The following is a 14,878-nucleotide window of genomic DNA, read 5'->3' as shown; positions in this document are numbered from 1 at the left end:
ACTCCCCGTGGCCAGCGGCCACGGGGAGTTTTGCGTATTGGGAAAGGGGAATCAGCGCAGGATGAGCGCGCCGTTCTCCACGTCCACGGTGAGGGTATCGCCAGCGTTGTGAACGCCGCCGATGATCTCCCGGGCGATGAGGGTCTCCACACGGCTCTGGATAAACCGCTTCAGCGGCCGTGCGCCGTAGATGGGGTCGTAGCCCTCGTCGATGATGAAGTCCTTCGCCGCGTCGGTGACCGCCAGCTTCAGCTGTTTATCGGCCAGACGGCGGCGCAGGTCGTCCAGCTGCAATTCCACAATGCCGCCGATCTCATTCTTGGTCAGAGGTTTGTAGAAGACGATCTCGTCCAGACGGTTCAAAAACTCCGGACGGAACTGGCTCTTGAGCAGGCCGTCCACCGCCTTGCGGGCGTCCTCGCTGATCTGGCCGTCCTTGCCAATGCCCTCCAGAATATACTGGCTGCCCAGGTTGCTGGTCAGGATGATGATGGTGTTCTTGAAGTCCACCACACGGCCCTGGCTGTCGGTGATGTGGCCGTCGTCCAGCACCTGCAAGAGGATGTTGAACACATCCGGATGGGCCTTTTCCACCTCGTCGAACAGCACCACGCTGTAGGGATGGCGGCGCACCGCTTCGGTGAGCTGACCGCCCTCCTCATAGCCCACATAGCCCGGAGGCGCGCCGATCAGACGGCTGACGCTGAATTTCTCCATGTACTCGGTCATGTCGATGCGGACCATGTTTTTCTCGTCGTCGAACAGGGCCTGGGCCAGCGCCTTGGCCAGCTCGGTCTTGCCCACGCCGGTGGGGCCCAGGAAGAGGAAGCTGCCGATGGGGCGGTTGGGGTTCGCGATACCGGCCCGGCTGCGCAGGATGGCCTCGCTTACCTTGGTGACTGCCTCGGACTGGCCAATCACCCGCTTGTGCAGGATGTCCTCCAGGCCCAGCAGCTTCTCCCGTTCGCCTTCCACCAGCTTCTCCACCGGGATGCCGGTCCAGCGGGCCACGATGCGGGCGATTTCCTCGTCGGTCACCCGGTCACGCAGCAGGTTGTCCTGGGTCTGACCGGCGGCTTCGGCCTTCTTTTCCTCTTCGGCCAGCTGCTTTTGCAGTTCGGGCAGCTTGCCGTATTTCAGCTCGGCGGCCTTGTTCAGATCGTACTCCCGTTCGGCCTTTTCGATGGCGGCGTTCGTCTGCTCGATCTGCTCGCGGATGCTCTGCACCTTGCCGATGCTGTTCTTCTCGTTGTCCCACTGGGCCTTCATGGCCTTGAACTGCTCCCGCATCTCGGCCAGCTCCTTTTGCAGGGCGGCCAGGCGCTGGGCGCTCAGGGTGTCGGTCTCCTTTTTCAGGGCGGCCTCCTCGATCTCGTGCTGCATGATCTTGCGGCGCAGATCGTCCAGCTCGGCGGGCATGGAATCCATCTCGGTGCGGATCATGGCGCAGGCCTCGTCCACCAGGTCGATGGCCTTATCCGGCAGGAAACGGTCGGAGATATAACGGTTGGACAGGGTGGCCGCGGCGATCAGGGCACTGTCCTGAATCTTTACGCCGTGGAACACCTCGTAGCGTTCTTTTAAGCCGCGCAGGATGGAGATGGTGTCCTCCACGGTGGGCTCATCCACCATGACCGGCTGGAACCGGCGCTCCAGGGCAGGGTCCTTCTCGATGTACTGGCGGTACTCGTCCAGGGTGGTGGCGCCGATGCAGTGCAGCTCACCACGGGCCAGCAGCGGTTTCAGCAGGTTGCCCGCGTCCATGGCGCCGTCGGTTTTGCCCGCGCCCACGATGGTGTGCAGCTCGTCGATGAACAGGATGATCTGGCCTTCGCTCTTCTTGACCTCCTGCAATACGCTCTTCAAACGCTCCTCAAATTCGCCCCGGTACTTGGCACCGGCCACCAGAGCGCCCATGTCCAGGCTGAAGACCTTCCGGTCCTTCAGGTTCTCGGGCACGTCGCCCCGCACAATTCGCTGGGCAAGGCCCTCGGCGATGGCGGTTTTGCCCACGCCGGGCTCACCGATCAGGCAAGGGTTGTTCTTGCGTTTGCGGCTCAGAATACGGATCACATTCCGGATCTCGGTATCACGGCCGATCACCGGGTCCAGCTTCTGCTGCCGGGCCAGCTCCACCAGCTCCTGGCCGTACTTTTTCAGTACGTCGTAGGTGTCCTCGGGATGGTCGCTGGTCACCCGCTGGTTGCCCCGCACGCCGGAAAGTACGCTCAGGAATTTGTTCTTGTCGATGGAGAAGCGCTTCATCAGCTCGGATACCGCGCTGTTGGGGTTCTCGATGAGAGCCAGGAACACGTGCTCCACGCTCACATACTCGTCCTTCATGGCGGTGGCGGTGCTCTCGGCCGCGTTCAGCACCTTGTCGGTGGCGGCGGAGATGTAGATCTTATCCGCCTCCCGGCCGGAGCCGGTCACATGAGGCAGCAGCGCCACCTTCTGGGCGGCGGCGGAAACAAAATTGCCGGGCTCCACGCCCATCTGCTGTAACAGTTGCGGGATCAGACCCTGCTCCTGGTTAGCAATCGCGAAGAGCAAGTGCTCGGGTTCCAGGGTCTGGTTCTGGTATTCAATGGCGGTCTGCTGGGCACTTTGCAGCGCTTCCAGCGTCTTTTGTGTAAATTTGTTGGTGTTCATTGGGCAAGCCCCCTTTTCATTACCGAACAAAGTAAGAATTTTTATTTGTTTTAGCACTCTCGCGCTTCGACTGCTAACATTGTAAAACTGCTGGTTTTGCTTGTCAAGAGGGTTCACAGAAAATTAACATTTTTTCGGTGAGCGGGGCGCGAAAAAGCCCGGCCACCCTATTTTTAAATAGGATGGCCGGGCAAATCTTGGCGCAATCACTCAGCGGGTGAGCAAAAGAATGTTTTCCGGTGCGATGCCCAGCTGAGTGGGCAGGGGATTCGGGCGCTTGTCTTTGGTCATGCGCCACCAGATGTCCGGGGTGCCGGGGGTCTGGTTCGCGGCGCGCATCTGTACGATCCACTCAAAGGGCTCCTCGATCTGGCCGGTGTATTCCACGTCGAACCGGTTGGCCGGGGCCTTGGGGTGGAAGTAGTGAGCCCGGATGCCGATGGCGCACAGGTCCTCCGGCACAGGGCGGGCGGTGGTGAATTCCAGGCCGCCCCAGTCCTCCACCCAAACAGTGTTCGGGCCGGTGCGCCGGGCTGCCGCGATGTTCTTGCAGCCGGTGAGCCGCGCCGCCGCCCGGCTGCCCGGGTCGGCGAACACCTCCTTGGTGGCCCCGCAGCGCAGCACCTCGCCCTCGTCCAGAATGGCCAGACGGCCGCACATGTGGTAGGCCTCGTCCCGGCTGTGGGTCACCAGCAGCACGTCGCCGGAGAATTCCTTCAGTACCCGCAGCATGTCCAGCTGCAATTGTTCGCGCAGATGGCTGTCCAGCGCGGAGAAGGGCTCGTCCAGCAGCAGAACCTGAGGCCGGTTCACCAGAATACGGCCCAGCGCCACCCGCTGCTGCTGCCCGCCGGAAAGCTCGGCCGGGCGGCGGTGCTCCAGTCCCTGCAAACCCAGCAGCTCCACCGCCTGGCGGTAAAGGGCCTGCTTCTGGGTTTTGTTCTTTTCCCGGTGCAGGCCTGCCAGCAGGTTCTGGCGCACGGTCATGGTGGGGAAGAGGGCGTAGCTCTGGAACAGATACCCCACCCCACGCTGCTGGGGCGGCAGGTCGATGCGTTGTTCCGAGTCAAAGAGCGCCCGGCCGTCCAGCAGGATGCGGCCCCGGTCCGGCGTTTCCACTCCGGCGATGCAGCGCAGGGTCATGCTCTTGCCGCAGCCGGATGCACCCAGAAGGCCGGTGATGCCGCCGTTTGTCTCCAGCTTTACCTTTAAACGGAAGGAACCCAGGTCCTTCTCAATGTCCACAAACAGGCTCATGGGGCGCGCCTCCTTTGCTTTTGTTCCAGCAGGTTCACGGTGAGCAGCACCGCGGCGCTGATGGCCAGGTTCACCAGTACCCAGGCAAAGGCGGCCGCGTCGTCGCCGGTGCGCCAGAGCTGGTACACGGTGGTGGAGATGGTGGCGGTGCGCCCCGGGGTGTAGCCGATGAGCATGCTGGTGGCGCCGTACTCGCCCAGTGCCCGGGCGAAGGCCAGCACCGCGCCCGCCAGAATGCCCTGGCGGCAGGCGGGCATGCGCACCCGCCAGAAGATGTAAGTGTTGGAAAGCCCCAGCGTGCGGCCCGCGTCCGCCAGGCGCTCGTCGAAGCTCTCGAACGCGCCCCGGGCGGTGCGATACATCAGCGGGAAGGCCACCACCGAGGCGGTGAGGATGCCGCCGTACCAGGTCATCACAAACTTGATGCCGAAATTGGCGAGGAAGATGCCCAGCGGGCGCTTTGCGCCGAACACCAGCAGCAGAAAATAACCCACCACCGTGGGCGGCAGCACCAGCGGCAGGGTGAGCACCACGTCCAGCAGCCCCTTCACCGCCCGGGGCAGCCGGGCCACATAGTAGGCGGCGAAGATGCCGGAAAAGAACACCAGCACGCTGCTGATGGCCGCGATGCGCAGGGAATTCAACAGGGGATACCAGTCCATGTGGAAAACTCCAATCCGAAAAACGGGGCAAGGCAGATTCGCCTTGCCCCTGTTTGTGCCGTTATTTTACTGGGGAGAAACCGACCTCTTCAAATACCTGCATGGCCGCATCGGTCTGCAAGTAGTCCAGGAAGGCCTGCGCCTCCTCGCTGTGCTGGGAAACGTTCAGCACGGCGGCGGGGTAGATCACCTGGCCGCACATCTCCTCGGTGGCGTAATCCACCGGGGTGATCCCGGCGCTGAAAGCGTCGGTGCAGTAGACCACGCCGCAGTCCACGCTGCCCTCGGTGATCTGGGTGGTGACCTCCTTCACGTTGGAGCCGTAGGTGATCTTGCCGGCGTTTGCCAGGGCCTCCTCGTCCAGATTGTAATAGGCCAGGATCTGCTGGGTGTACTGGCCCACCGGCACGTCGCTGTTGCCCATGGCCATCAGGATGTCGGTGCCCTCCAGGGCTTTGGCCAGATCGTCAAAGCTGGCGATGGAGGCGTCGCTGCCCTCGGCCACGCACAGGGCCACCTTGTTTTCCAGCAGGTTCACCCGGGTGCCCTCGGCCACAAAGTCCAGGCCCTCGGTGTTCACGCTGGCGTCGGCGGTCTTGTCCAGCTGGTCCATCTGCTTCTGCCCGGCTGAGAGGAACACGTCACAGACCGCGCCCTCCTGGATCTGGGTCTTCAGGGTGCCGGAGGAGTCAAAGTTGAAGGTCAGGGTCACATTGGGGGCCACGACCTTGTAGTCCTCGGCGATCCGGTTCAGAGTCTCGGTCAGGCTGGCGGCGGCAAACACCGTCAGCTCCACCGGTTCGCCCCCGGTCTCGGTCTGAGAAGCGGATGCGGACGCCGCGCCGGAACCGGCGGACGCGGCAGAGGAGGGGGAAGCGGCGGAAGATGCGCCGCCGCCGCAGCCTGCCAGCGAGAACGCCAGCGCGAAGGCTGCGGCAAGTGCCTTTTTCATGGATAAAACTCCTTTTCCCGTATTTCAGGGAGATTTATTTTCAAAATGTGGATTTACACATTCTGAATCCAAACGGAGGAGCGCCCGCCCGACCGGCACGCAGCCGACAGAGCAGGAAAAAAGGTGCGGTTCAGGCCTTGCCGAAGCCGCAGTTGGGGAAGGTGCACACCGGGCAGTTCAGGCACAGCCCGCCGTTGCCGTAGGCGGCCAGCTGGTCGGGAGTGACCGGCACGCCTGCCACCAGATAGGGCAGCACCAGGTCGAAGATGGTGCGCTTGGCGTACATCACGCAGCCGGGCAGGCCGCACACCGGGCGGTTGCCCTCGGCGTAGGCCAGCAGGAACATGGCGCCCGGCAGCACCGGCGCGCCGTAGCTCACCACGCTGGCTCCGGTGTTCTTGATGGCCAGAGGGGTCTTGTCGTCCGGGTCCACGCTCATGCCGCCGGTGCACAGAACCATGTCCGCGCCCTCGCGCAGCATCTCGTTGGCCGCGGCGGTGATCTTCTCGTGATCGTCATTCAGAACGGTGTGCCAGGCCATCCGGCAGCCGTATTCCGCCAGCTTTTTCTCGATCACCGGGGTGAAGGAGTCCTGGATGCGGCCGTAGAACACCTCGTTGCCGGTGGTCACCACGCCCACCTTCAATTCCCGGAAGGGCACCAGCCGGAACAGCGGCTCCTCACCCACGGCGGCGCGGGCGGCTTCCATTTTGGAGGCCTCGATCACCAGCGGGATCACCCGCATGCCGGCCAGCTTGTCGCCCTTTTTCACCGCGAAACCGCTGTGACGGCAGGCCACCATCACCTCGTCCAGACGGTTCAAACGGAACAGGCGCTGGGTGTCGGCCAAAAACAGACCGTCCACCTCGGCGGTCAGCTCGATCTTGCCCTCGCTGGGCTCGCTGGCGGTCATGTGCTCGTTCTGGCACAAGCCGCGCAGGATTTCGGCCGCGTCGTTCTCGTGCAGATGGTTCTCGTCGTTTTCCCAGATATAGATGTGGTCCTTGCCCACGCTCAGCAGCACGGGCACATCCTCGGCCTTGATCACATGGCCCTTTTTGAACACGGGGCCTTTTTTCACGCCGGGAATAATCTGGGTAATGTCGTGGCAGAGCACCTGGCCCACCGCGTCCTCAGTCTTCATCAGTTTCATAACGGTTCTTCCTCCAGTATTTGCATGATCTCGTTCTCAATGGCAAGGGCAAGCGCGAGCTGATGCCGGTGGGCGGCCTTTGCCTCGGGAGTGGTGCATTTCACAGCGCTTTTTTCAAAGCGGTCTTTGATGGAAACAAGCGTGGTGCCCTGGACCCGCTTGTCCGCCCAGAAGAGGATCTGTTCCTCCCCCAAGGGAGAGGGGGCCAGCCCGGCGCCGTGGTGGCAGGCCACCAGCCGGGCGATCTGCTCAAACCCCATTTCCTCCAGAAGGAGGGCGGCCTTTTGGGGATGGGTGTGCCCGGCGGGGCGGCAGATGTCGTGCAGCAGCGCGGCAGACTGCAAAAGCGGAATGTCCAGCAAAAAGCCCTTTTTCTCCAGCGCCAGCGCGGTGCAGATGGCCAGACGGCTCACCGCCTGGCTGTGAGCCGTCACCGGGGCGGGCACCCGGCAGCGGCGCAGGAGGATGCCGATCTGAACCGCCGAGGGCGCGGCGGCGACCCCGGCCCTCATGAACGGCGGCGGCCAGCGGCCGCCGGGGGAAGGGGAAAGTCGGCAAAATGCTTCTGGAAAATGGCGTCGGCACTGGCGGCCAGTTCCTTCTGCATGGCCTTGCAGCGGATCAGCAGGTCATGGCCCCGGGGCGTGAGCCGGGAGCGGCCGCCCTGTGCGCCGCCGCTCTCCCGCTCCAGCAGGGAAAACCCCAGTGCCTCCTCGGCGTTCACGATGCGCCGCCAGGCGGTGGAGTAGGAGATGTGCATGCCGCGGCAGGCGTTCTGCATCGAGCCGCAGGCCTCCACCAGATCCAGAAAGCGGATGGTGGTCTCGTCAAAAACAGGGGCCTCCGCCAGGATGGCGGTGGTCAGGTCCAGCCGCAGGGTGCGGGGACCGCCGCAGGCCCGGGTGTAGTAGTGCAGCAGCTGGCTGTAGCTTTCGGGGGTGTCGGCGTCCATGCAGACGGCCGGGTCGTTCACCAGCACGTGAATGGGGCGGACCTCCAGCCGGGCCAGCGCGCTTTTCATGTTTTCCTGAGAGGGGGCTTCCAGCAGCGGGGCGATCAGCCGGGCGCTGAGCATGGCCGGGTGGCCTTTTTTGCCCTCGCACATGGGGCAGGCGAAGTCGGCCTTGCAGGCCATCAGCAGCTCCATGGTACGGCGGCTGGGCAGGGGAACGTCCGCCGGGGAAAACAGCAGCCGGTCACAGGTTCCCTCCAGGGCGGCGAGGCCCAGCTGGATGGAGTGGAACATCTGGGTGTGGGCGAAATCCGGGTTGTGTACCAGGGTGATATCCGTCCGTCCGGCAAAATGCTCCTCCAGCTCGTGGGCGTGCCAGCCGGTCACGATCACCACCGGGCCGACCCCGGCGGTGCGCATGGTTTGGATGATGTGGTCGATAAAGGCGCTTTTGCCGATGGGCAGAAGCGGTTTGAAGCGACCCATGCGGGAGGAGAGCCCTGCCGCAAGGATCAGTGCGCCAGTGGTTGACATGAACGATGCCTCCAGTGTCTGCCTGGAGGAAGAGATGCGGGCTGCAAAAACGCGCCGCAGGCAAAAACAAGCAGGGCTCAGGGCTGGCCGCACAGGATGGGCACGGTGGGCGGGGTGTGGGCGTCCGCAAAGGCGAAGGCGTCCTGAATGTCCCGCGTGATGGTGGCCTCATCCAGCCGGGCCAGCAGGCCCATGTGGTAGACGTGATAGTAGCAATACCGGTCGATGGGCAGAAAGCTGCTGTCGGTCAGGTACTCCCGGTACATCCGCCGCCGGGCGCCCAGGTCCAGATAAGCGGTGATGCGCAGGTCTTCCTCGGTGAACTCCTTGTGGAAATCCTCTGCGATGTCCCGGTAGATGTTCTCCATCGTGGCGACCTCGGTCACCTCCCACAGGCTCATCTGATTCTTATGGTAGAACAGGCCCCGGGTGCAGGGTGAGGCCATGATGGCCCGGTAGGCATAGATGTACATGACCGAATAACGCCAGTAGGCGTCCCGGTAGGCGTCGGGGAAGCTGTCGATATGGGCGCGCAGCGCGGCGAAGTACTCCTCGAACAGGGTGCCCATGATGAAATGCTTGTTTTTAAAGTGATAGGTGATGCTGCCCTTTGTGATGTGCAGCTCATCGGCGATTTTTTGAAAAGTGGTGGCGTCGTATCCGTACTGGCAGAACATGGCTTCCGCCACCCGCAGGATCTCTTCCTTCAGATTTTTTTTCGGTTCGGTCACAGCAGGCATGGTTCGTGTTCTCCGTATCAAAGTAAAGTCCAATATGGATTCTAACACATTATCCGTTATTTCACAAGAGAATGAACGCTTTTGTGAAAGAAAAAACTATACAAATACTAAAAAGTATAGCTATGCAAAACGCCAACTGTTTTTGCCGAAACGAAAGAAAAAGGAACAAAAAGCATGAAATCTTTCGGATAGCATCCACAAAAAACAAAGGATTCAGAAGAAAAGCGGGATAGTTTGTTGGCTGTTTAACGAACTTGGATAAAATTGTACTATACAAACGTGTGCTTGTATAGTAAAGTCCAACACAGTACAGGCATGGAAGATGAAATGAAGAGTTTGAAAGGAGTTTTTTTATGGCACAACAAGCTGCGCCGCAAGGCGCAAAAGCCTCCAAATGGCTGGCGCTTACCGCCGCCGTGCTGGCTTTTTCCTACACCTTTCTGAGCCGTTACATCTGGAGCCCCCTGATGACGGACGTGTCCAATGAGTTCGGCATCAGCGCCACCCAGGCGGGCCTGTATATGTCTGCCTTCTTCATGGGCTACCTGATCACCCAGATCCCCGGCGGCCTGATGGCGGACAAGCTGCAGCCCAAGTACATTCTGATCGTGTGCACCCTGTGCAGCGGCCTGGCCACTGCGCTGATGTCGGTGATCCCGGGCTATGCGCCGGGCCTTGCGCTGCGCATCATCACCGGCGTTTGCAGCGGCTGCGTTATGGCCAACTGCTCCAAGATCGTTGCGGTGAACTTTGCGCCCCAGGAGCGCGCCATCGGCATGGGCATCCTGCTTGCTTCGCCTCCCTTCGGCATCACTCTGGCCAACACCCTGCGCGACCGGCTGGGCTTCACCGGCCTGAAGGTGGGCTGCGGTGCAGGCGCCTGCGGCGCCTGCACCGTCATCATGAACGGCAAGGCTGTGACCTCCTGCATGATGCTGACCATGGACTGCGACGGCGCCCGTATCGTGACCATCGAGGGCCTGGCCGACGCGGTGACCGGCGAGCTGAGCGGCCTGCAGCGCTCCTTCGTGGACAACTGCGGCTACCAGTGCGGCTTCTGCACCCCGGGCATCATCATGACCGCCCAGGCGCTGCTGGAAAAGAACCCTGAGCCCACCGAGGAAGAGGTGCGCGAGGCTCTGGCGGGCAACTACTGCCGCTGCGGCACCCATTACAGCGCCGTGGAATCCATCATGGCTTATGTGGAAAAGAAAAAGAAAGAGGGGTGCGCACAATGAGCAATGAGATGCGTCATGTGGGCAAAGAGTCCAAGCGCCTGCTGGGTGAGCAGATCGTAACCGGCCGCGCCAAATACACCGGAGACTTCAAGCTACCGGGCATGAAGTACGGCAAGATCCTGCGCAGCCCCCATCCCTATGCCCGCATCAAGAGCATTGATGTGTCCGAGGCTCAGGCCATGGACGGCGTGCAGGCAGTGGTCACCTGGAAGGATGTGGACCGCAACATCTACATCACCAACGGCTTCACCCCGTCCAAGCATCACCACATCCTGGACGAGTACGTGCGCTACATCGGCGACGCGGTGGCTCTGGTGGTGGCCGACACCGAGGACCTGGCCTGCGAGGCCATGCAGAAGATCCGGGTGGACTACGAGGTGCTCAAGCCGGTGTTCACCATCGACGAGGCCCTGGCAGAGGGCGCTCCCCAGCTGTACCCCGAGTTCCCCCGCAACATCGCACCCCATAAGAACAACCTGAACTTCACCGTGGGCGACCCCGAAAAGGGCTTTGCCGAGTCCGACATCGTGGTGGAGCTGGACGCCGAGCTGGCCAGCGGCCAGAACCCGCTGCCCCTGGAGCCCCCGGTCATCATCGCCGAGTGGGTGGACGACACCGTGAACTTCATCGCCAGTGCCGCCGCGCCCGCCTATTGCCACCAGAACGTGGCCTCCTCGCTGAACATCCCCTATGAGAACGTTCGCTTGGTGGCTCCCGCCGTGGGCGGCAGCTTCGGCTCCAAGCTGTACAGCGGCAACGTGCACTGCCTGGTGTTCGCCGCCATCATGGCCAAGGCGGCCCACTGCCCGGTGCTGCTGCGCTACACTAAGGAAGAGCACTTCGCTGCGCACCAGAACCGCATGACCACCCGCGGCCATGTGAAGCTGGGCATGAAGAAGGACGGCACCGTCTGCGCCGTGACCCTGGACCAGCTGGCCGACGCGGGCTGCTGCGCCTCCACCCAGGAGTTCATGCTGGCGGTGGGCACCAACACCCTGCCCCTGCTGTGCAAGACCGACAACAAGCGCTTCAACGCCGACGTTGTGGTCACCAACCACGTGCCCTCCGGTTCCTTCCGCGGCTACGGTTATCTGGAATCCACCAACATCGTTGCCCGGGCCATTCAGGACGCCTGTGAGCAGGCCGATCTGGATCCCATGGCCTATTACGAAAAGAACGCTCTGCTGCTGGGCGAGCGCTACCACAACTCCATGGCGGAGCCTCACCCCTGGCAGCACAACAAATCCGCCGACTGGTCCGAGCTGGTGCGCGAGACCGCCAAGGCCTGCCGCTGGAACGAGCGCTGGAAGGGCTGGGGCGTGCCCACCTGGGTTTCCCCGGACGGCAAGCGCGTGCGCGGCATCGGCGTGGGCGCTGCCGGTCACTCCGACACCGGCGGCAAGCCCTCCAACGCCAACGTGACCATCACCGGTCTGGGCTCTGTGTATGTGTCCACCTGTATGGCCGAGTTCGGCGCGGGCACCCGCGACGTGGTGCTGAAGGTGGCCGCTGAGGAGCTGAACGTGCCTCTGGAAAGCGTGCGCCTGAGCGAGGCCGACACCGGCGCCACCCCGCCGGACTTCGGTTCCACCGGTTCCCGCTCCACCTACTGCGCCGGCATCGTGACCAAGCTGGCCTGCCAGGACGCCAAGCGCAAGATGTTCGAGCTGTGCCACGAGAAGTACGGCGTGCCCGTGGAGGACTGCGGCTTCCGGGACGGCTACGTATACCGCCTGTCCAACCCGGAGGAGAAGTACCCCCTGTTCCCCAAGCTGCTGGGCAAGGTGGACGGCATCACCGGCTGCGGCCACTTTGAGGGCGTACACAACTCCACCATCTTCCACCTGCAGGTGGTTGAGGTCGAGGTGGATCTGGAAATGGGCACCTTCAAGATCGTGGACCACTTCGGCGGCTCGGATGCGGGCGTCATCATCAACCCGCTGCCCCTGCGCAACCAGGTGCAGTCCTTCTACGCCGGCGTGGACATCGCCTGCATGGAGGAGACCGTGTGGGACGAAAACGACTACCGCGTGCTGAACCCCAGCAACATCGACTACAAAACCCGCACCTTCAACAATGTGGTTCCCCATAACCATATCGTTCTGGAATCCAACAAGAACCGGGAGAACGACTATCCCTTCGGCGCGTTCGGCGTGGGCGAGCCCCTGCTGGCCCCCGGCGGCCCGGCCATCCGTATGGCGATCTACAACGCCTGCGGCATCAAGCTGGACGACTATCCCTTTACTCCCGCAAAAGTTCTTGCAGCGCTGAAGGAAAAGGAGGGCAAATAAGCCATGAAGCATTTTGAACATATCAGCCCGTCCACCCTGGACGAGGCGGCCAGCCTGCTGAACGGCGGCGACGCCGTGCTCAGCGCCGGCGGCACCGACCTGGTGGGCGTTCTCAAGGAGGAGCTGCTGCCCCACTACCCCAGCCAGGTGGTCAGCCTGAAGCAGATCCCCGGCCTGGACGGCATCGAGGCCCGGGAGGACGGCCTGCATCTGGGCGCCATGGCCACCCTGGCCGACATCGCCGAATCTCCGGTGGTGAAGGAGGGCTGGGCGGCCCTGGCCGACGCGGCTTACAGCGTGGCCAGCCCCAACATCCGCAACCTGGCCACCGTGGGCGGCAACATCTGCCAGGACGTGCGCTGCTGGTACTACCGTTACCCCAACAGCATCGGCGGCCGCATCAACTGCGCCCGCAAGACCGGCAACCTGTGCAGCGCCATGATGGGTGAAAACCGTTTCCACTCCATCTTCGGCGCGGCCAAGGTCTGCGAGACCGCCTGCACCCACGAGTGCCCGGCCCACACCGACATCTCCGCTTACATGGAGCTGCTGCGTGCCGGTGATGTGGACGGCGCCGCCCGCATCATTCTGGAAGTCAATCCCATGCCCGCCATCACCAGCCGCGTCTGCGCCCACTTCTGCATGGAGGGCTGCAACCGCAACAAGTACGACGAGAGCTTGAACGTGGGCGGCGTGGAGCGCTATCTGGGCGACTACATCCTGGAGCACCACAGCGAGTACATGAAGGCCCCCGAGACCGAGAACGGCAAGCATGTGTCCATCGTTGGTTCCGGCCCCTCCGGCCTGACCGCCGCCTACTACCTGCGTCAGGCGGGCTATCAGGTCACCATCTACGAGCGGATGAAGGAAGCCGGCGGCTGCCTGAGCTACGCCATTCCTCCCTACCGTCTGCCCAAGGAAGTGGTTCGCAAGTTCGTGGCCACTCTGGAGGAGATGGGCGTTCAGTTCAAGCTGGGCGTACACGTGGGCGAGGACGTGCAGCTGGATGAGATCGTCAAATCCAGCGACAGCGTAATGCTGGACACCGGCACCTGGAAGCGTCCCCTGATCGGACTGGCCGGTGAGGAGATGACCCAGTTCGGTCTGGATTTCCTGGTGAGCGTGAACAACTACATCCTGGAAAAGCCCGGCTCCCGCGTAGTCGTTGTGGGCGGCGGCAACGTGGCCATGGACGTGGCCGTTACCGCAAAGCGCCTGGGCAGCGAGAGCGTGAAGATGGTCTGCCTGGAGCAGCGGGACAACATGCCCGCCAACGCCGAAGAGGTGGAGCGCGCTCTGGACGAGGGCGTGGAGATCCTGAACGGCTGGGGCCCCAAGGAGATCCTGCGTACCGAGAACAAGGTTTCCGGCATCGTGTTCAAGTCCTGCCCCAAGGTGCTGGACGAGACCGGCCGCTTTAACCCCATCTACGACGAGACCAACTGCATGCCCCTGGACGCAGACATCATCCTGATGGCCATCGGTCAGCGTGCCGACCTGGCCTTCCTGAACGGCGCTTATGAGGTGGAGACCGAGCGCGGCCGCATCAAGGTCCTGGACGGCAACAACACCTCCGTTCCCGGCATCTTCGCGGGCGGCGACGTGACCACCGGTCCCGCCACCGTCATCAAGGCGATCGCTGCCGGTCTGACCACCGCCAAGTCCATCAACAACTACTGCAAGCTGCCCGAGCTGCCGGTGGAGACCGTCACCCGGGACCGCAAGCACAAGAGCCTGGTCACCTTCGACTCCGGCTGCAAGAACTGCCATTCCGCCAGCCACGGCGCCATGCTGCGGGCTGAGGAGCGCGGCATCCACAAAGAGGACCAGAGCGGTCTGGATTCCTCTGCGGTGCGCTGCGAGGCCGGCCGCTGCTTCAACTGCGGCTGCCTGGCGGTGAACCCCAGCGATATGGCCAACATGCTGTACGCCTACGGTGCGAAGATCATCACCACCCAGCGTGAGCTGGATGCGGCCACCTTCTTTGCCACCAGCACCCGCGTGACCGACCTGCTGCGCAAGGGCGAGATCGTCACCGAGATCGTGGTGCCCCGCCTGCCCGAGGGCGCGGTGGCCCGGTACGACAAGTACCGCATCCGCGATTCCATCGACTTCGCGGTGGTGGCTGTGGCCAGCGTCTACCGGCTGAACAACGGCGTGGTGGAGGATGCTTCTCTGGTTCTGGGCGCTGTGGCTCCCATTCCCATGAAGCGCACCGGCGCCGAGGCCTACCTGAAGAGCAAGACCCTCACCGCCGAGGTGGCCGCTCAGGCCGCCGAGCTGGCCCTGGAGGGCGCTCTGCCGCTGGACAAGAACGCCTACAAGATCGACATGGCCAAGACCATGGTGCGCCGCAGCATGGGCTTTTAACAGCTGACCATACGGCGAAAGCCGTTTGATTCAAAACAGCAACCAGGGCGAGGGCGGGGGCCGGTGGGCCTCCGCCT

The 14,878-nt window shown here is 62.8% G+C and carries 11 protein-coding genes; 3 read left to right on the top strand and 8 right to left on the bottom strand.

Annotation, left to right across the window (positions count from 1 at the left end; translation table 11 throughout):
* Positions 1–51: 51 nt before the first annotated feature.
* The 8 genes from clpB to B5G03_RS06785 all read right to left on the bottom strand — a co-directional run bounded on the left by clpB (position 52) and on the right by B5G03_RS06785 (position 8,902).
* A complete protein-coding gene (clpB, locus tag B5G03_RS06820) occupies positions 52–2,652 on the bottom strand; it encodes an ATP-dependent chaperone ClpB (RefSeq protein ID WP_087180985.1) in 2,601 nt (866 codons plus the stop codon).
* 210 nt (positions 2,653–2,862) lie between these two features.
* Positions 2,863–3,909: a sulfate/molybdate ABC transporter ATP-binding protein gene (locus B5G03_RS06815; protein WP_087180984.1), complete on the bottom strand. Its 1,047-nt coding sequence runs from the start codon at positions 3,907–3,909 to the stop codon at positions 2,863–2,865.
* Positions 3,906–4,571: a molybdate ABC transporter permease subunit gene (gene modB / locus B5G03_RS06810; RefSeq protein ID WP_087180983.1), complete on the bottom strand. Its 666-nt coding sequence runs from the start codon at positions 4,569–4,571 to the stop codon at positions 3,906–3,908. Before modB ends, B5G03_RS06815 begins: the two co-directional genes overlap by 4 nt.
* Before the next feature lie 61 nt (positions 4,572–4,632).
* On the bottom strand, positions 4,633–5,523 hold the full coding sequence (gene modA, locus B5G03_RS06805) for a molybdate ABC transporter substrate-binding protein (RefSeq protein WP_087180982.1): 891 nt from the start codon (positions 5,521–5,523) through the stop codon (positions 4,633–4,635).
* Between the two features lie 130 nt (positions 5,524–5,653).
* Entirely contained in the window at positions 5,654–6,676 is a 1,023-nt protein-coding gene (locus B5G03_RS06800; protein WP_087180981.1) for a molybdopterin-binding protein, read from the bottom strand.
* Positions 6,673–7,188 carry an HD domain-containing protein gene (locus B5G03_RS06795; RefSeq protein WP_087180980.1) on the bottom strand — a complete coding sequence of 172 codons (516 nt, stop codon included), beginning with the start codon at positions 7,186–7,188 and terminating at the stop codon, positions 6,673–6,675. Before B5G03_RS06795 ends, B5G03_RS06800 begins: the two co-directional genes overlap by 4 nt.
* Complete coding sequence (locus B5G03_RS06790) at positions 7,185–8,162, bottom strand: NTP transferase domain-containing protein (protein WP_087180979.1); 978 nt, start codon at positions 8,160–8,162, stop codon at positions 7,185–7,187. The genes B5G03_RS06795 and B5G03_RS06790 overlap by 4 nt, the downstream gene beginning before the upstream one ends.
* A gap of 77 nt (positions 8,163–8,239) precedes the next feature.
* On the bottom strand, positions 8,240–8,902 hold the full coding sequence (locus tag B5G03_RS06785; RefSeq protein WP_087180978.1) for a TetR family transcriptional regulator: 663 nt from the start codon (positions 8,900–8,902) through the stop codon (positions 8,240–8,242).
* Between the two features lie 353 nt (positions 8,903–9,255).
* Here B5G03_RS06785 and B5G03_RS17995 point away from each other — a divergent pair, with 353 nt between their 5' ends.
* Genes B5G03_RS17995 through B5G03_RS06770 form a run of 3 tightly spaced genes read left to right on the top strand, consistent with a single transcriptional unit; the run spans position 9,256 to position 14,801 of the window.
* A complete protein-coding gene (locus tag B5G03_RS17995; protein ID WP_087180977.1) occupies positions 9,256–10,140 on the top strand; it encodes an MFS transporter in 885 nt (294 codons plus the stop codon).
* Positions 10,137–12,431 (top strand): xanthine dehydrogenase family protein molybdopterin-binding subunit, encoded by a 2,295-nt coding sequence (locus tag B5G03_RS06775; protein WP_087180976.1) that lies wholly within the window; start codon positions 10,137–10,139, stop codon positions 12,429–12,431. The genes B5G03_RS17995 and B5G03_RS06775 overlap by 4 nt, the downstream gene beginning before the upstream one ends.
* A gap of 3 nt (positions 12,432–12,434) precedes the next feature.
* Entirely contained in the window at positions 12,435–14,801 is a 2,367-nt protein-coding gene (locus tag B5G03_RS06770) for an FAD-dependent oxidoreductase (RefSeq protein WP_087180975.1), read from the top strand.
* Positions 14,802–14,878: the final 77 nt, after the last annotated feature.

The sequence above is a fragment of the Gemmiger sp. An50 genome (genome assembly GCF_002161595.1).
Lineage (GTDB): Bacteria > Bacillota > Clostridia > Oscillospirales > Ruminococcaceae > Allofournierella.
Note: the sequence above shows the minus strand (reverse complement) of the source record. Positions and strands in the feature narration are given on the sequence as shown.

Bases quoted from the DNA above. Each gene is read 5' to 3' on its own strand.
- clpB (WP_087180985.1), bottom strand. From the start codon at position 2,652: ATGAACACCAACAAATTTACACAAAAGACGCTGGAAGCGCTGCAAAGT.
- B5G03_RS06815 (WP_087180984.1), bottom strand. From the start codon at position 3,909: ATGAGCCTGTTTGTGGACATTGAGAAGGACCTGGGTTCCTTCCGTTTA.
- modB (WP_087180983.1), bottom strand. From the start codon at position 4,571: ATGGACTGGTATCCCCTGTTGAATTCCCTGCGCATCGCGGCCATCAGC.
- modA (WP_087180982.1), bottom strand. From the start codon at position 5,523: ATGAAAAAGGCACTTGCCGCAGCCTTCGCGCTGGCGTTCTCGCTGGCA.
- B5G03_RS06800 (WP_087180981.1), bottom strand. From the start codon at position 6,676: ATGAAACTGATGAAGACTGAGGACGCGGTGGGCCAGGTGCTCTGCCAC.
- B5G03_RS06795 (WP_087180980.1), bottom strand. From the start codon at position 7,188: ATGAGGGCCGGGGTCGCCGCCGCGCCCTCGGCGGTTCAGATCGGCATC.
- B5G03_RS06790 (WP_087180979.1), bottom strand. From the start codon at position 8,162: ATGTCAACCACTGGCGCACTGATCCTTGCGGCAGGGCTCTCCTCCCGC.
- B5G03_RS06785 (WP_087180978.1), bottom strand. From the start codon at position 8,902: ATGCCTGCTGTGACCGAACCGAAAAAAAATCTGAAGGAAGAGATCCTG.
- B5G03_RS17995 (WP_087180977.1), top strand. From the start codon at position 9,256: ATGGCACAACAAGCTGCGCCGCAAGGCGCAAAAGCCTCCAAATGGCTG.
- B5G03_RS06775 (WP_087180976.1), top strand. From the start codon at position 10,137: ATGAGCAATGAGATGCGTCATGTGGGCAAAGAGTCCAAGCGCCTGCTG.
- B5G03_RS06770 (WP_087180975.1), top strand. From the start codon at position 12,435: ATGAAGCATTTTGAACATATCAGCCCGTCCACCCTGGACGAGGCGGCC.